This window comes from Pseudoalteromonas sp. HL-AS2 (genome assembly GCF_031198805.1).
Classification (GTDB): domain Bacteria; phylum Pseudomonadota; class Gammaproteobacteria; order Enterobacterales; family Alteromonadaceae; genus Pseudoalteromonas; species Pseudoalteromonas nigrifaciens.
The window spans coordinates 2074317-2090819 of record NZ_CP133571.1 but is presented as its reverse complement, the minus strand read 5'-3'; the positions used below and the strand labels follow the sequence as shown (position 1 = coordinate 2090819).

Below are 16503 nucleotides of genomic sequence, written 5' to 3'. Positions count from 1 at the left end.
AGAAATAATATTATTAGCACTATTAATGGTGCTAAATCTAATCCTAATTAACGCCTGATAACTCAAAGCATTACTGATTACAACTTTAAGATTGAATAATAAGCATAAATACTAGATACTGTTTTTATATACAGCTATGGCAATGTTATGAAAAAAGAATTACCAGCAAAATACTATTTAGCACATTTTAGAGAGCTTATTGAGTTTGTAACAAGTAAATGTATGCATTTACTTGAGCCCAAGCACAGCGAATTTATTAATAAAATTAATCAGCTTGATGAGCAAAGCCAGTGTATGTTGGCGCGCGTGTATTCGCGCAAACCCTATTTAGTACAAGCGCAGTCCCTCACTTATGAAGAAATAACCTCGCCGCATCAGGCTATTTATACGCTAAAAAAAGCAGGTATTTTATTTGAGCCGAACGAGCAGCATTATTCACAGCTTTTGGCGCACTTAACCAAACCTGCTTTACTAGAGTTACTAAGTAATTACGACGAACAAATAAGCTATAAAAAGAGCGCCGCTAAAGGCGCGCTGGTGGATAGTGCCCGTGAGTTTTTTAAAAGCTGCCCGCACGAGCTTGCACCGCTTTATAGCCAGTATGTAATTAATAACCGCAGCGATTATTATGAGTATTTTGAGTTTTTATTTGCAGGTAAACTAAGCAGTGGTGATGTGAATCATCAAAATCGTTTTGTAATGCGAGACTTAGGTTTAACCGCTACGCGTGAAGGGCATAGCGAGAGCTTATCGCGCTTTGAAACGAAGGCCGAGGCGCAATCAAACTATTTATTAAACCGTTACCGATTAGCATTTAAAAATATAACCGATGAGAACGATTACGTTGCTTTAGCGCTGCAGGTTCTAGTGCAAGCTGCGTATGGTGCAATAGCTGTTGCGCTTAAAAATAAGTTATTAGTACAGCTTTTTAAACAGTTAAAAAACACCAATAGCGAACTTGCTTTTAGTTTACTTGAAGGGTGTGTGGATGATAGCGAAGCACACGAAATTCAAATAAGAGAGCAATACAGGCTTGGTAATAAACAGTGGGTAAAAGCACGCTTAGAAGCCATTATTGAAAATCCGCTAACGGATGATTTACTGTACTTTGCTGACGACTTTTTAATGCGTAAATTTAATAAGCAAACGCGTTCGCGTTTAAGCACTATGCTTGCTGATACTCAGTGCGTACTCGAAATTGACGAATTATACCGAGGTGAAGTAGAGCAAGGTGTAAACGATTATTACACTGGCCAAGGTATGCAGGTATTTAATACCGAAAACACATTGTGGCAAAGTTTGTTTGGTTTAGTATTTTGGCACGAATTATTTATTGATACCCCTTATCCGCCATGCAATGAGTTTGATATTTATCCGCAGGTATTAAGGCTTGGTAATTTTTATGCAGCGCAACCAGCGCAAATAAATGAGCGCTTAGCACAGTGCCAAACACCTCAGGCATTACTTAAATTAGTATGTAAAAATGCAGCGCAATACTTTGATCAACCTAACGGTTTATTTAAATGGCATAACGAGTTATTACAACCACTAGAAGCGCTGATTTTAAATAGCCCAATTGAGGCGTTAATTACTCACTTAACTAATATGAGTAAACATTATTTACAGCTAAAAGACGGCTACCCCGACTTAATGGTTATCCATAACGGCAAAGTACATTTTGAAGAAGTAAAAGCCCCAGGCGACAAGCTAAGGCGAAATCAATTAACGACTATAGATAACTTAAAGAGCAGTGGTTTTGAGGTACATATAGCCGTTGTTAAATGGTTTATAGATCCCAACCGCATTTACAGCGTAGTTGATTTAGAAACGACAGGCGCATTAAAAGGCGGTAACAAAATAACCGAAATTGGCTTAGTTAAAGTACAGCATGGCAAAGTAATCGATACCTGGACTACTTTAGTTAACCCACAGCGACATATACCTGGTTTTATCACGTCGTTAACCGGTATTAGCGATAGCATGGTAAGTAATGCGCCAGTATTTGCAGATATAGTAAAACCTTTAATGGCTAAATTAGCGGGAAGCATTTTTGTTGCGCACAATGTTAACTTTGACTACGGGTTTATTAAAAAAGAATGCGAAATGGCAAAGGTGCCTTTTAAAATGCCCAAGTTGTGCACTGTGGTGGAATCGCGTAAAGCCTTTGCGGGCTTAAAGTCGTACTCGTTGGGTAATTTGTCAAAGCACTTTAATTTAAACTTAACCAGCCATCACCGAGCGCTTGCCGATGCAACCGCCACAGCGCAGTTGTTACTGTTAATTCAAAAATCACAAAGCTAGCTTATTATTCTGCTTTTTTTCGAAGTCGATTTTTACTATTTCGAGTGCTTTAAGTACCTCATCAGGAGCAACGTCGTGTTGCTCTAGTAGCATAATTAAATCGACTGCGAGTTTTATATGGGTTGGTGCTTGTTGTAGATTATTGCTCATGCTGGGGTTTCTTTTTTGCAATTTGGCTAATTGCTACATCAATGGCTGTTTGCACCCGCTGTTGCATATGCATACGCTCTGTTTGTGATAAATAATAGGCCATATCTACGTCGGAGCGAATATAGCGCGCAGGCAGTTGATTTAAAACAGTACAGCAAAAATCGGCCATTACATCATCAGTATACTGTTCATTAAGTTTGCGATTAATTATTTCTTCTAAAACAAATTTTTCATAAAAGTTATGTATATCTTCGTGTAATTGCATATTCCACTCGCTCGTTTTTAATCCATTTAATTGAGTTTATACCAAGGAACAGTATAAATCGAGGGGATAGCTTTACAGCTATTTATTAACGGTTAATTAGTTAACGGCTTGATTGGCATTGTGAAACATACTTAAAGTGTTTAGCGAAGTTGTTGTTTTTCTACACGTTGTATTTTTTCTTCGGTGGCTGAAATCGCTTTTCTACAGCGCCCTAAGCGTGCATGCGTTGTTAATATTTCCATATTTAGCTTTTGTGCTTTAGCCGGGGTTGCTTTATCCATTTGCATTTTACGCTCTTCAATCATTAACAATAATCGGCGTTCAAACTCGTGATTTTGTTTAAGTTCGTCATAAAGCTCATGAGAAGATTGTATTACTTGTTGCACGGCTTGTTTATAAACGGCTTGTTTGGGGCGTGGTTTATAGTGACTTTTATTTTCTTTTATCCAAATAGGGGTTGATTTAATAACATTAAAAACAGCTTGTACTTGTGTTGCTATACGCTCAAGTGCATAAGTGTATGCATGGCGATGCTCACTTGGTGGTAAAGACGATACTTCGTCTTCTATTTCGGTTACATAGTCGGCTAGGTTCATACTTTTAGTACTAAAAACAGCACGGTCAAATAAGCTTGGTTGCGCTTGCATATAACGGTTTTTAGAAAACAGTTTGGCTTTATCAAATTGCTCGGCTTGCTGCTTTAAGGTTGCAACTTGTTGGCGTAGTTTATCAAAAGCGGGTGAGTGCATATTAAAAGTAAGCCTCGTAAATAAGTTTTAGTGCTAATAATATAACCATAGTATTAAATACTGGACGAATAAACTTACTGCCAAAGCGTATTGCTGAATGCGCGCCAAACCATGCGCCTAGCATGATAAAAAAGCCCATAGTAATACCCAGTAAAAAGTTAACATGGCCTAATGCTACAAAAGTAATAAGTGAAATAAAGTTAGACACAAAGTTCATTGAGCGCGATAAACCACAATTTAGCAGTAGGTTCATTTTATATAGCATGCCGTTTGAAGCGGTCCAAAAGGTGCCTGTACCTGGTCCTGCTAAGCCATCAAAAAAACCTAAGCTTAAGCCTTGCAGCCACTGCTTTATTTTCATTGTTTGGGTAAGCTTAGGTAGTTCACTTCCCTCTGTGGTACTTAAACTACCAAACAAGCTATAACAGGCTACAACAATTATAATTATAGGTAATAATTTATTTAAGAAGTCGATACTTAAGTGATCAACTATTAAAGTGCCTATTAATGCGCCAATGGCGGTGGCGAAAATAGAGGCTAGCCAAAACTTAGGGTTAAATAAGTCTTTTTTATAATAAGTATAACTTGCAGTTAAAGAGCCAAAGCTTGCGGCTAATTTATTTGTGCCAAGCGTTAAATGCGGTGGTAAGCCTGCTGTTAATAAAGCAGGAACCGTTAACATACCACCACCACCGGCGATGGCGTCAATAAAACCTGCGGCAAGTGCAACGGCACATAAAATAGCCCAGGTTGTTGGATCGAGTGCAAGTTCAAACATTATTAATAATCTATCTGTCTTTTAAAAGGAGGTAAGGAATCGAGTATTGCTTTGCCGTATCGCTTAGTGATCAAGCGTCTATCGAGAATAGTAATACAGCCAGCATCGCTTTCTTTACGCAGCAGTCTACCACAGCTTTGTACCAATTTCTTTGCCGCATCGGGAACGGTTATTGATAAAAAAGGATTGCCGCCTTTACTTTGTACAAACTCGGCTTGCGCTTCTTCAATTGGCGAGGTGGGTACGGCAAAAGGAATTTTTGTAATTATTAGATTTTCTAGGTATTTACCTGGTAAATCAAGGCCTTCTGATAGGCTTTGGGTGCCAAATAAAATACTACCTTTGCCTTCATCAATATTTTTAGTATGTAATTTAAGCATTGCCTCACGCGACATTTCGCCTTGTACTAATAAGTTAAAACCTTTTGTTCTAAGAAACTTTGATACATGGTCCATTTGCCAATAAGAAGCAAACAATACTAGGTTGGCTTTTTTGGTGTCTAAATACTCAGGTAGAGTATTGGCTAAGTGATCGCTAAATGCTTTATCGGTTGGTTCAATTGTAGAAACCGGAATACGCAAAGTTGCTTGATTAGGGTAGTCGAAAGGCGAGGGCACTTTAATAAATTTAACGCCTTCCTCTTTCGCCAGGCCTGTTTCGTAAGCAAAATGATCAAACGAGCCTAAAGCACTTAATGTAGCCGAGCATAAAACTGCGCCCGCGCACTCGCTCCATAGCTTGTCTTTTAAGTAGTAACCTACTTCAATAGGGCAGTCGCTTAATAAATGGTCATGGTGGTTTTTATACTCAAGGCGCTTTATCCATCTAGCATGCGGTGTACCTTCACCTTTATTTGCATAGCTAAACCACAGCTTATTTAATTGCTCTAAACGATTTATGTATTGCCCGCTCTCGCCTAAAATAGGGTCGGCTACGTAGGGTTTTATATCGCCGTCGCTTACATCTTGGGTTAGCGTGTCATGCATTTTACTTAAGCAGCGCAGTGCATCTTGCGTGGCTTCGCTTATATCTTTGGCTTTACTGTGTAGTGACTGTGGAATTTCGCCATTTTCGAACCTGTAAGTATCATCTTTTGAATATTCAAAGTCAGCATTATCGAGAATGTCGCGTACTACTTTTAAATCTTTGTTGGCGTCGTTAATGCTATCGCAAAGCTTAAAGTTTTGTCCTATCGCCTTTTGACCCACTATTACTTTAGCCATTTTGCCGCTAAATTTAGTGAGCTTATCGAGCCACTCTATGGTGCCTTTTATTGTCGCCGCCGCTGATGAAAAGTCGCGAGTAATATGTGCTAAGTGGTGTGCTTCATCAATTACATAAATAGTGTTGTCGGGTTCGGGTAAAATTTTACCACCGCCTAAGTCTAAATCTGCAAGTAATAAAGAGTGGTTGATCACCAGTACATCCATTTGCATTAATTGCTGACGCGCAAGCTGAAACGGGCAGGTTTGATGCGCTTTCATTTGGCGCTGACACGAGTGTTTATCGCAGGCTATTAATCCCCATACTTTATCGGGAACTGTGTCGGCCCAGCTATCTCTGTCGCCTTGCCATTTTTTAGTCGTATAAGCGGTGTAAAGCTCATTTAAACATTTGGTTTCCATTACGCTTAAAGGGGAGCTAAGCGTAGGCATAAATTCCATTTGTGTTTGGCTATCGCCGTTAACCGCATTGTGTAGTTTATGAGCGCAAATATATCGCTGGCGACCTTTTACTAAATCAAACTTAAAACTAAGCCCTGAATGCTTTTTAAAAAAAGGTAACTCTTTGGCTATTAACTGCTCTTGCAGCGCAACTGTGGCGGTTGAAATAACTAATTTCTTTTTTTGTGCTAGCGCAAGTGGCAAAGCGCCTAAACAATATGCCAGAGACTTGCCCGTGCCTGTACCTGCTTCTATAACGCAAATACGTTGTTTTTTGTGATATTCACCCGCTAGCGTTTTTGCTATTTCGGCAACTAAGTAATTTTGGCTGCTACGCGGGCGGTAATCACTTAGGTTATTAGCCACATGCTGATGTACTTGCCTAATAGTTTTTTTTAATGAGCTCGATAGCATGTGATGATTACCTAAAGTATGTATATAATTACAGTGTATATATTAAGTGGGATCGGACATTGACACAAGCAATCTATCAGGGCTTTATTTTATCAAGGCAACAATACTCGTCTAAAAACAGGCAGGGCCTTACTTTGTGTTATTGGTTAAGCTCTGAGTATGGGCCTATAAAGGTGGTTGTTGAAAACCAGCAAGCCGTATTTTTTATTGCGCAACAACAACTTCCTCTTGCACAAACGTTATTAGCCAAAGCCAAAATAAAGGTAAGTTTTAAAGCGGTTAATATGCGCCACTTTAGTGGTGTTGACTGCACAGCTTGCTATTTTAACGACAGTAGTAGCCTTTATAAAGCAAGAGCCCAGCTTGAGGAGCAAATAAATATATACGAAGGGGATATTCGCCACAGCGACCGATTTTTAATGGAGCGCTTTATTAAAGGCGGAGTGTGGGTAACTGGAGAGGCGCTACAAAAAAATGGCTTTATCGAAATTACTCAAGCAAAACTAAAAGCTAATCCAGAATATACGCCACAGCTTGCGTCGCTTTCATTAGATATAGAATGTAACGCAGAAGGCGTGTTGTTTTCGGTTGGGTTAGTTGGCAATGGCTTAGATTGCGTATTAATGATTGGTGAGCCACAGCCTCACAGTAAGGCATTTAATATTGACTGGTGCGTTGATGAAATAAACTTACTGCAAAAATTGCAGTGCTACATCACTAGTAACGATCCGGATGTGATTGTGGGTTGGAATGTAATTGAATTTGATTTTAGCGTACTTAACGCGCGCGCAGAAGCATTAGGACTGGTGCTTAATTTAGGTAGAGATCAACAACCTCTAACAATTAGAACGGGTCATTACACCCGGCTTACTTTACCTGGGCGCAGCGTAATAGATGGTATAGATACACTAAAAAATGCCACTTATCATTTTGATAGTTATTCGTTAGCTAATATTTCTCATAAAGTGCTGGGCGAGTCTAAGTTAATTCAAGCAGATAATCGCCTTAGCGAAATTATTCGTCTATTTAATCACGACAAGCTCGCACTTGCCGCTTATAACCGCCAAGACTGTATATTAGTAAATAGAATTTTTGTTAAGTTAAAGCTATTTGAATTTGCCATAGTAAGAACGCAACTTACGGGGCTTGAACTAGAACGTATGGGCGGCTCGGTAGCTGCATTTACCAACCTATATTTACCCTTATTACATCGCAGTGGCTATGTTGCACCTAATTTAGGCGATCATGGCTTATCGTTTGAAAGCCCTGGCGGTTATGTAATGGAGTCGACTCCTGGTTTATATAAAAATGTATTAGTGCTCGACTTTAAAAGCTTGTATCCGTCAATTATGCGCACTTTTTGTATTGATCCATTAGGCCTTATAGAAGGGCTAAACTCTCCCGAAAGTGCGGTAGCAGGGTTTAACGATGCACTTTTTTCACGCGAGCTGCATCACTTACCTAAATTAATTAAGCACTTAACCCGTACTCGCCAAAAAGCTAAAGACACCAACCAGCCAATGCTTTCTCAGGCAATAAAAATAATAATGAACAGCTTGTATGGTGTATTAGGCTCTAAAGGTTGCCGATTTTACGATCCCAGGCTCTCAAGTTCAATTACACTTAGGGGGCACGAGATCATGCAAACCACCCGAAAATGGATTGAAGAGCTGGGTTATGAGGTTATTTATGGCGACACAGATTCAATATTTGTAAAAGTAAATGAGCGCTTAAATGCCACACAGTGTAATGAAATAGGCAATAATGTGATGCAAATTATTAACAAACGCTGGTCTGATAGCATTAAAACTCGCTTTTTGTTGACCAGTTATTTAGAAATAGAGTTTGAAACCCATTACAGCCCGTTTTTTATGCCCACCATAAGAGGAAAAAAAATAGGCTCAAAAAAACGTTACGTTGGCCAAATTGAAAAAAACAACGCTAAGCAGCTAATTTTTAAAGGAATGGAAACCGTGCGCAGCGATTGGACCCAATTTGCTCAAGAGTTTCAAACCGAGCTTTTTAAAACATTATTTGATCAACAATTTGAAATAGAGCAATTAAACGACATTATAAAAAGCTACACTAAAAAACTATATGCAGGGGAGTTTGATAAAAAACTTATATACCGTAAACGTTTAGGCCAAAATTTAAGTGACTATGTAAAAAATATTCCCCCGCATGTGCAAGCAGTCAAAAAATATAAAGCGAATAATCCCGACTTTCAAATTAAGCGCGGCCAAATAATAGAATATGTTTATGCCATTAATGGCGCTGAAATTTACAATGGAAATAATACCCTCAATTACCCTCTTTATATCCAGCGGCAGCTAGAACCTGTTGCCGATATGATTCTAAGCGCACTTGGCGTACTGCCAAACTCAACCCAAAGTAGTTTGTTTTAAGCTTAATAATCAGTAAAAATTAAAGTGTAGAACTGATTAAAAAGCTGTTTACAAAAACTCACATGCCGAAAGTTAACAAGTATGATTTCAATTAAACTACAACTGAAAACAACATTAAAGTAAATCACTTTAAAAACAGTGAGTTATTTTTATTTTTTAATTTATAGCGAACTTACCAAAAGTATTTTTGTAAGCGGACAGTACTAATAGCGGTGATTAAGTGTGATATATGATAATGACAAGTCACTTAAAGTTAATTTTATGTTGACCTTTCTGTTCTCATAGTATTATCATTGGTTACATAATCATTGTTTATTCGTAATCAGATGATTAAATATAAAAAAATAAAATAGTATTCTTGGGAGAATCAAATGTTAAATAATCAAGTTTCAAAAGCAGTTCGCTTAGCAATCGCTTTTGGTGCAGCTTCAACAGCTGTATTTTCAGCAAGCTCAATTGCTGCTGAAGAAGGCGTAGAAAAAGTAGAGCGTATCGCTGTTACTGGTTCACGTATTAAAAGAACTGACTTAGAAGGTTCTGTACCTGTAACTGTTATCGATCGTGCTGCGATTGACTTTTCAGGACAAACTTCTGTTTCAGATTTATTACGTAATACAAGCTTTAACTCGGCGGGTTCATTTCGTCCACAGTCTGGTAGTTCTGCGCAAGGTGTTTCGCAAATTAACTTACGTGGTTTAGGTGCTTCACGTTCATTAATTTTGGTTGATGGTCGTCGCTTACCTAAGTCACCTTCAACTGGTAACTCACAAGATTTAAACTCAATCCCAATGGCGGCGGTTGAGCGTATTGAAATTTTATCTGATGGTGCTTCAGCAGTATATGGTTCTGACGCTATCGCTGGTGTAGTTAACATCATTACCAGAAAAGATTTTAACGGTATTGAAATGCGTATCGGTGCTTCAGAAGTAAGCTTACCGGAAGACGGTGGTGACCGTGAAGAAGGCTCTGTAGTATTTGGTGCTTCAAGCGATAACTCTTCTGTAATTGGTGGTGTTTCTTGGAACAGCCGTGACATTATTTATGAAAATGCTTACTCATGGGTACAGCCTGGTGCTTCAAGCTTTGGTGCAAACTGGGTAAAACCAAGTGGCTACGATGGTATTGGTGCTGATGGGGAGCCACTTAGTGGTGGTCTAAGTTCAATTTTATCAGCTAGCGCTTGTGATGGAATCGAAAACTTCTTCTCATCAGGTGATGATTTCTGTGCATATAACTTTAACGCGACAAATGCTAACGAAGCTTCTACATCAAATACATCAGCGTTCTTAAAAGCTAATTATGATATTAATGATGACTGGAGAATCTTATCGCATACTCTAGTGTCAAAAACTAAGTCTTTTGGTCGTTACGCGCCAACATTGAATGACGCAGGTGTTGGTGCTTTCATGTCTGCTGATAGCCCAAATAACCCAACTAACCCAGCTAGCCCTTTTTATGATGCTCCTGCAGATGGTTTAGGTGCACGTGAAGTTGGATATCGTCATCGTTTTGCTGCATTAGGTAACCGTGATAGTGAAGTTGATAACTGGTCTACTGACTTTATGATTAGTGTTGAAGGTCAAATAGGTAATGTTTTTGTTGATTTTGGTGCACGTAAAAACCAAACAAAAACGTATGAAATTGGCCGTGGTTATTTAATGGGTTCAAATGCAAGAACTGCAGTTGATAACGGTGATTACATGCTGAATGACCCATTTGGTACTCGTTTTACTACAGATGAGCAACGTAATAATTACGCTAAAGTACTAAATGGCTTGAATGTAACTACATCGCGAATTGGTACTTTCCAACAAGAAGAAGTGTTTGGCTCTGCAGCATTTGACGTAATGGAAATGAATGGCGGAACTCTACAAGCTGTTGTTGGTCTTGAATACCGTAAAGAAGATTATTCTGATACGTACGATTCATTATCAGAAGCTGGTCAAGTAGGTGGTTCTGCAGGTAATAGTGCTGGTGGTGGTCGTAATTTAACAAGTGCTTATTTTGAAGCTTTATTCCCAGTTATGGAAGGCCTAGAGTTTACATTAGCAGGTCGTTACGATGATTATTCTGATTACGGTTCAGATTTTTCACCTAAAGTTTCAGTAAAATATGATGTAACAGAAGAGCTAGTATTACGTGCATCATATGGTGAAGGTTTCCGTGCACCTACATTGGATATCCTTACAGCTAAACCAGCTCCAGGTAACCCAAGTGTATCAGATGATCCGTCATGTCTAAATTTAGGCCAGGCAGCAGGTTGTGATGTGCAAGTAAGTGCGATTACTTTAGCAAACGCAGAAATGGGTTCTGAATCATCAGAGCAAATTTCATTAGGTTTAGCTTATCAACCAACAGATTGGTTAAACTTTTCTGCTGATTATTATGAGATTGAAATCTCTAACATGATCCGTTTCTTTGGTGCTAATACAATCCTAACTCGTGAACAAACAGGTGACCCAATTCCTGCAGGTTTAGGTGTTAAACGTTTAAGCAATGGTGGTATTGACCTTATCACTCAGGGTTATGCTAACGAAGGTAAATGGGAAATTAGTGGTTTAGATTTAAATTTAAACACAACGTTTGACTTTGATGCAGCGGGTACATTAAAACAAACATTACAATTTAGTCATCAGTTTGAAAGTAAAATTGATGGTGGTCGTAATACACTTAAAGACACTGGTGAGCCACAGCAACGTGCTTCATTGTCAAACAGCTATGCAATACAAGACTTTGACTTTACTTGGAACATCAACATGATTGGTTCTCAGTATGAAGATGTAACGCAAGTAGCTGGTGGTAGTGTTGAACGTACAGGTAATATTGCAACGTGGATCACACATGATTTACAAGCGACATATAGCTTCCCTACAGGAACTAAGGTGTCTGTTGGTATGCAAAATGCCTTTGAGAAAGAGCCACAGTTAAGCAGCTACGATGGACGTAGCTATAACTTTAACCTTTATGATGCTTACGGTCGTGTTACGTACTTACGTTTCTCACAATCGTTTTAATTTATAAAATAAGTTAAATAAAAAGGTGGGTTTAAACCCACCTTTTTTTATGGGTAAAAAATGCAACATTGGAATTCATACTGGTCAAGGACCAAATCACTTAATAGTTTTGCAGAAGGGGAACACAGCCAAGGTTATAAAGGCATTGTAGCAAATTTTTGGCAAACTATTTTTAAATCACTACCTGAATCAACTACAATTTTAGATCTAGCTACCGGAAATGGTGGACTGGCTGTTTTAGCGCAGCAATTTAATTCAAGTTTTGATGTTTATGCATCAGACGCGGCAAACATAGCACCATTATCTCAACATGCCCCCTCAGATCCTAATTACAAACACCTCGAAAAAATACATTTTTATGGCAATATGCCCTCTGAAGCCTTAGCGTTTGAAAACGTTCTATTTGATAGTGTTATAAGTCAATTTGGTTTTGAGTATGCAGAGCCCGCAGCAGGTCTTTTAGCGGTAAATAAGGTCTTAAAACCTAATGGTGAATTTATTGCGTTAGTACATCATCAAGACTCATTTATTTCTACAGATTGTAAAATTGGGTTGAAAGTACTCAAAGACTTGAGTAAAGACAATGGTTTGTTATTGCAACTGCAGGACTTTGCTGACCTTTGCCAGTCTATTACAAATAAGGTAGAGCCGACTGCTGAGCAACAAGTTCAATTTAAGCAAAAAAATGTAAACTTGTTACAGCAAGTAAAATATCAGCAGAGTAAATGCAGCAGTGAAGATGAGTTAGACTGGTTTAATTTGCTAGTAAAAGAGCTACTTCCAGCGATCATTGATTGGCCGCAAACAGACAGTAAAAGAGTAGAAGAACTCCGCGATAACTTATATTCTTTTCAGCTTCGCTTACAAGATCAACAAGCCGCATCGTGGTCAAACTCAGATGTTGAGTATATAAAAACCCTTCTGCAAGATAATTGGTCCAGCTACGAGTTCGATGTTATGAAAATAGACGCAGGTATTTTTTGTTGGGTTATAAAAGCACGAAAGTAAATTTAACATTGAATGTATTGTACTAATTTAAAAGTGTAAATTAGTACAATAATAAATAGCTATGTAGTTCTTTATTGCTGCCTAAATTAAGTAAAAAAGAATTGTAAATTACTATCTGCTTATTATAACCAATTGTCCCTTCATTAATAACGCAACAGGCTATTAATACTGTAGCGGTCTGTTTTAAATAGTTATCTTTCTGACTTGAGGCATATAAACCTCTGCCTTTTACTTATTTTATATAAGCTTTAAAGTTATTAATCCGCTAAGTGACTTTGTAGATATGTAGCAGCTACTATTACGCTTTTGTGCAGTTAAACTCAATTGCTCTATTTAGTTAGTAATATGTTACTGCTTTAGTATGGGCTGTTTTTCAATTTTAATGTAAAAGCTAGCTTAATAATTACTAAACCAAACATAATACAGAGATTAATTATAAGTAATATTACCTTTACTTCTATACCTTTATTTTTGCTCTATGCCCCGCCAAATATCAAAATCTGATTTTTATCAGTTAATTCATATACCCCTAAAAACTCAATTATAGATAAACAATAGTACCCACAAAAAGTGCGGTAAATTGTTTATCAGATATTAGTTATTGTGTTTATGTGAATACATGCGCCTTGTAAACACACGTAAACAAAAGCTCTTTTGTGTTAACTGGGTGTTGACCTGATGGTGTACTTAGTAATACTCTTTAATTGAAAGTAGATGCTATGCAGAATACCGTAGCTTTATTTTTCATAAAAAATGATAAAAATAAAATAGAAACATAGGGAGAATCAAATGTTAAATAATCAAGTTTCAAAAGCTGTTCGCTTAGCGATTGCTTTTGGTGCAGCATCAACAGCTTTATTTTCAGCAAGCACAATTGCAGCTCAAGAAGGCGCAGAAAAAGTAGAGCGGATAGAAGTTACTGGTTCGCGTATATTACGCGAAGGAGCTATATCTCCATCACCAGTGACAGTGATAAGTGGGGAAGATTTAGTTGATACTGGGGCTATGAATATCGGTGAAGTACTAAATAAACTACCCGCATTAGCTACTACGTATTCACTTGCAAACTCAGGTCGTTTTATTGGTACGGCTGGCATCAGTTTACTAGATTTGCGTGGAATGGGCAGTGAGCGGACACTGGTTTTAGTCGATGGTAAACGTCACGTTGCTAGTGCTCCTGGTACTTCTTCAGTAGATACTAATACGATTCCAAGTGCTTGGATTGAAAAAGTTGAGATTATCACTGGTGGCGCATCAGCAGTATACGGCGCAGATGCTGTGACAGGTGTAGTTAACTTTATTCTTAAAAAAGATATAACAGGCTTCAATGTATCAGCAACGAAGGGGTTTGCCGATAATAGCTCTTATCAAAATGAAAAGTATACTTTATCTTATGGTAAAGACTTTGCTGAAGGTCGTGGTAATGCTGCATTTTCAGTAGAATACAATTCACAAAACTCTTTGAACTCGTTGGATAACCCTTGGACAGCAACATCATATGCGTCTATGCCGTATAATGTTGTAACAGGTCAAGCCCGCCCAGAAGGTCAAATTGATAGTGAAGCTTATCCAGATAAAATTGTAGTCCCTAATGCGGGTTATTACTTAATTTCTAATGCAGGTACTGCTTGGGATCCAAATACGTACGGTATTTTAGGTAAGTTTAATGGCGATAGTACTTTAGGTGAGGTATACACTGGCGCTATTGATGATGGTGATTACTGCGCCAGCCCTGGTTGTGATTTTATTAACTTACGCCAATATTCAGAAATTCAACCTAAGTTCGATCGTGTAAACTTTAACTTTAAAACAAACTATGATGTAACAGATGAGTTAAATGCATATTTTCAAGCGAAATATTCAAAAACTGAAGGCGAGAATATAGGGCAACCTTTCTTTCGCTTTTTTAGTGGCGCAAATTTAATTAAGCGTGACAATGCTTTTTTAACTCCAGATACAGCTGCAATGATGGACGAAAAAGGCTTGTCTGTTATTGGTGTTAGTAAAATGTACAACGATATTGGTCGCCGTCTTGAAGAAAATACGCGTGAAACAACGCGTTTTGTGGCCGGAATTCAAGGTGATATCAGTGATGATTGGGCTATGGATCTTTCTGTAGTACATGGTAAATCAGAGATAGAGCGTATCAACGGTGCAAACGTAATTATGGCTAATTACGCAAATGCTATAGATGCAATTTTTGATGGAAATGGCGATATTGTTTGTCGTGATGCAGACGCTAGAGCAAATGGTTGTGTGGCCGCAAATATAATGGGTGATGGTGCGATTAGCCAAGAAGCGATTGATTATGTAACCACAACATCAACAGGTACATCTGAAATTAAGCAAACAGTATTTAATGCAACATTTAGTAACTCAGCTATTTTTGAGCTGCCAGCTGGAATGGTTGGTTTTGCTGGTGGTGTTGAATATCGCGATGAAAGCAGTGTAACGATTGAGGATGCTTTTGCTAAAACTGGCGCGACGTTCTTTAATGCTTTAGGTGAGACTGATGGTGGCTATGATGTAACTGAAGCCTTTTTTGAATTATCGGTGCCTTTAATTGAAGATGTATTTTTGATTGACACTTTAGTTTTTGACACTGCAGTTCGCTATGCTGATTACTCAACTATTGGTGATGCAACCAGTTGGAAATTAGGCCTTGACTGGACTATAAACCCTGAGTTACGTGCTCGTTTTACCGTCTCTGAAGCAATGCGTGCTCCTAATATTGATGAGTTATTTTCAGGACAAAGTCAGTCATTTACGAATGTAGATGATAGCTGTAAAGTATCTGAGCTGGATCAATTAAGTGCCGGTGGCCGCGCAACACGTGCTGCTAACTGTGCAGCGCTTGGCGTACCATCTGACTTTGATTCTAGTTATGATAGTAAGACATTGGAGACTTTAGTTGGTGGTAATCCAGATCTACAACCAGAAGAGTCTAGATCAATTACTGCAGGTATAGTATATCAACCAGAATGGTTGGAAGGGTTCAGTGTTACTGCTGATTATTGGGAAATAGATATTGATGACACAATAAGCAGTATTGGCTTTCAAACTATTATTGACCGTTGTGTAGACTCACCTACAGGAATTGATAATCAGTTTTGTGGCTTAATAACTCGCGATCCTAATACCAGCGAAATTACTTTATTAAAAGGCTTTGCACTAAATATCGCACGCAGCACTAACTCTGGTGTAGATTTTGAAGTCGGCTATGATTTCGATGCATTTGGGGGCAGCTTTAACACCAGCTTTATCGGTACTTACTTGATAGAAGCAAAAGATTATCCTTTCTCAGCAGAACAAGAAAACTATACTGACTCTGAAGGTGTATTAGGTGATGAAACATGGCAGGGCAATATTTCTGTTGATTACACTTATGAAAATCTTGCAGTAGGATTTAGTACTCGTTTTATCAACGGTGTTGAACTATATGATCACAAACAGTTAGAAACTAACCCTAACCCATCTAATGAGATGCGTTACGGCTCATACTTTATAACAGATGCCTCTGTTGCTTATAAATTTGATAGTGGCGTTGGCTTTAAACTAGGCGTTGATAACCTATTTAATCGTCAATTACCTGGAAGTACATCAGGCACTGGAGCAGGTTCAGCAATATACGATAATATTGGCAGATTTGCTTATCTTCAAGCTACTTACAGGTTCTAAATATAATTTATAGTGTATAAAAACCTATATTAATAGAGTATTTAAGAACTACTAATTGGTGCAGTAATCTATAAAAT

10 protein-coding genes are annotated in these 16503 nt (G+C 38.2%); 5 read left to right on the top strand and 5 right to left on the bottom strand.

Annotation, left to right across the window (positions count from 1 at the left end; all coding sequences use genetic code 11):
- The first annotated feature begins 147 nt into the window (after nt 1-147).
- Complete coding sequence (locus tag RB215_RS09795) at nt 148-2301, top strand: exonuclease domain-containing protein (protein WP_309216291.1); 2154 nt, start codon at nt 148-150, stop codon at nt 2299-2301.
- Here the strand turns inward: RB215_RS09795 and RB215_RS09790 are convergent.
- From RB215_RS09790 to dinG, 5 genes are all read right to left on the bottom strand, one after another.
- On the bottom strand, nt 2290-2451 hold the full coding sequence (locus RB215_RS09790; RefSeq protein WP_309216290.1) for a DUF2496 domain-containing protein: 162 nt from the start codon (nt 2449-2451) through the stop codon (nt 2290-2292). The genes RB215_RS09795 and RB215_RS09790 overlap by 12 nt on opposite strands.
- Entirely contained in the window at nt 2441-2716 is a 276-nt protein-coding gene (locus RB215_RS09785; protein ID WP_089368542.1) for a late competence development ComFB family protein, read from the bottom strand. Before RB215_RS09785 ends, RB215_RS09790 begins: the two co-directional genes overlap by 11 nt.
- 140 nt (nt 2717-2856) lie before the next feature.
- Nucleotides 2857-3465 carry a primosomal replication protein gene (locus RB215_RS09780; protein ID WP_086999300.1) on the bottom strand — a complete coding sequence of 203 codons (609 nt, stop codon included), beginning with the start codon at nt 3463-3465 and terminating at the stop codon, nt 2857-2859.
- Between the two features lies 1 nt (nt 3466).
- Nucleotides 3467-4243: a TSUP family transporter gene (locus tag RB215_RS09775; RefSeq protein WP_011328650.1), complete on the bottom strand. Its 777-nt coding sequence runs from the start codon at nt 4241-4243 to the stop codon at nt 3467-3469.
- A gap of 2 nt (nt 4244-4245) precedes the next feature.
- Nucleotides 4246-6321, bottom strand: a complete 2076-nt coding sequence (gene dinG / locus RB215_RS09770) for an ATP-dependent DNA helicase DinG (RefSeq protein ID WP_309216289.1) — start codon at nt 6319-6321, stop codon at nt 4246-4248.
- 59 nt (nt 6322-6380) lie between these two features.
- Between dinG and RB215_RS09765 the strand changes: the two genes are divergently transcribed.
- The 4 genes from RB215_RS09765 to RB215_RS09750 all read left to right on the top strand — a co-directional run bounded on the left by RB215_RS09765 (nt 6381) and on the right by RB215_RS09750 (nt 16426).
- Nucleotides 6381-8726 carry a DNA polymerase II gene (locus RB215_RS09765; protein ID WP_309216288.1) on the top strand — a complete coding sequence of 782 codons (2346 nt, stop codon included), beginning with the start codon at nt 6381-6383 and terminating at the stop codon, nt 8724-8726.
- 371 nt (nt 8727-9097) lie between these two features.
- Nucleotides 9098-11740 carry a TonB-dependent receptor gene (locus tag RB215_RS09760; RefSeq protein WP_309216287.1) on the top strand — a complete coding sequence of 881 codons (2643 nt, stop codon included), beginning with the start codon at nt 9098-9100 and terminating at the stop codon, nt 11738-11740.
- Nucleotides 11741-11800: 60 nt separating this feature from the next.
- Nucleotides 11801-12748, top strand: a complete 948-nt coding sequence (locus tag RB215_RS09755) for a class I SAM-dependent methyltransferase (RefSeq protein ID WP_309216286.1) — start codon at nt 11801-11803, stop codon at nt 12746-12748.
- A 789-nt stretch (nt 12749-13537) separates the two neighbouring features.
- Complete coding sequence (locus RB215_RS09750) at nt 13538-16426, top strand: TonB-dependent receptor domain-containing protein (RefSeq protein WP_309216285.1); 2889 nt, start codon at nt 13538-13540, stop codon at nt 16424-16426.
- The last annotated feature ends 77 nt before the right edge of the window (nt 16427-16503 follow it).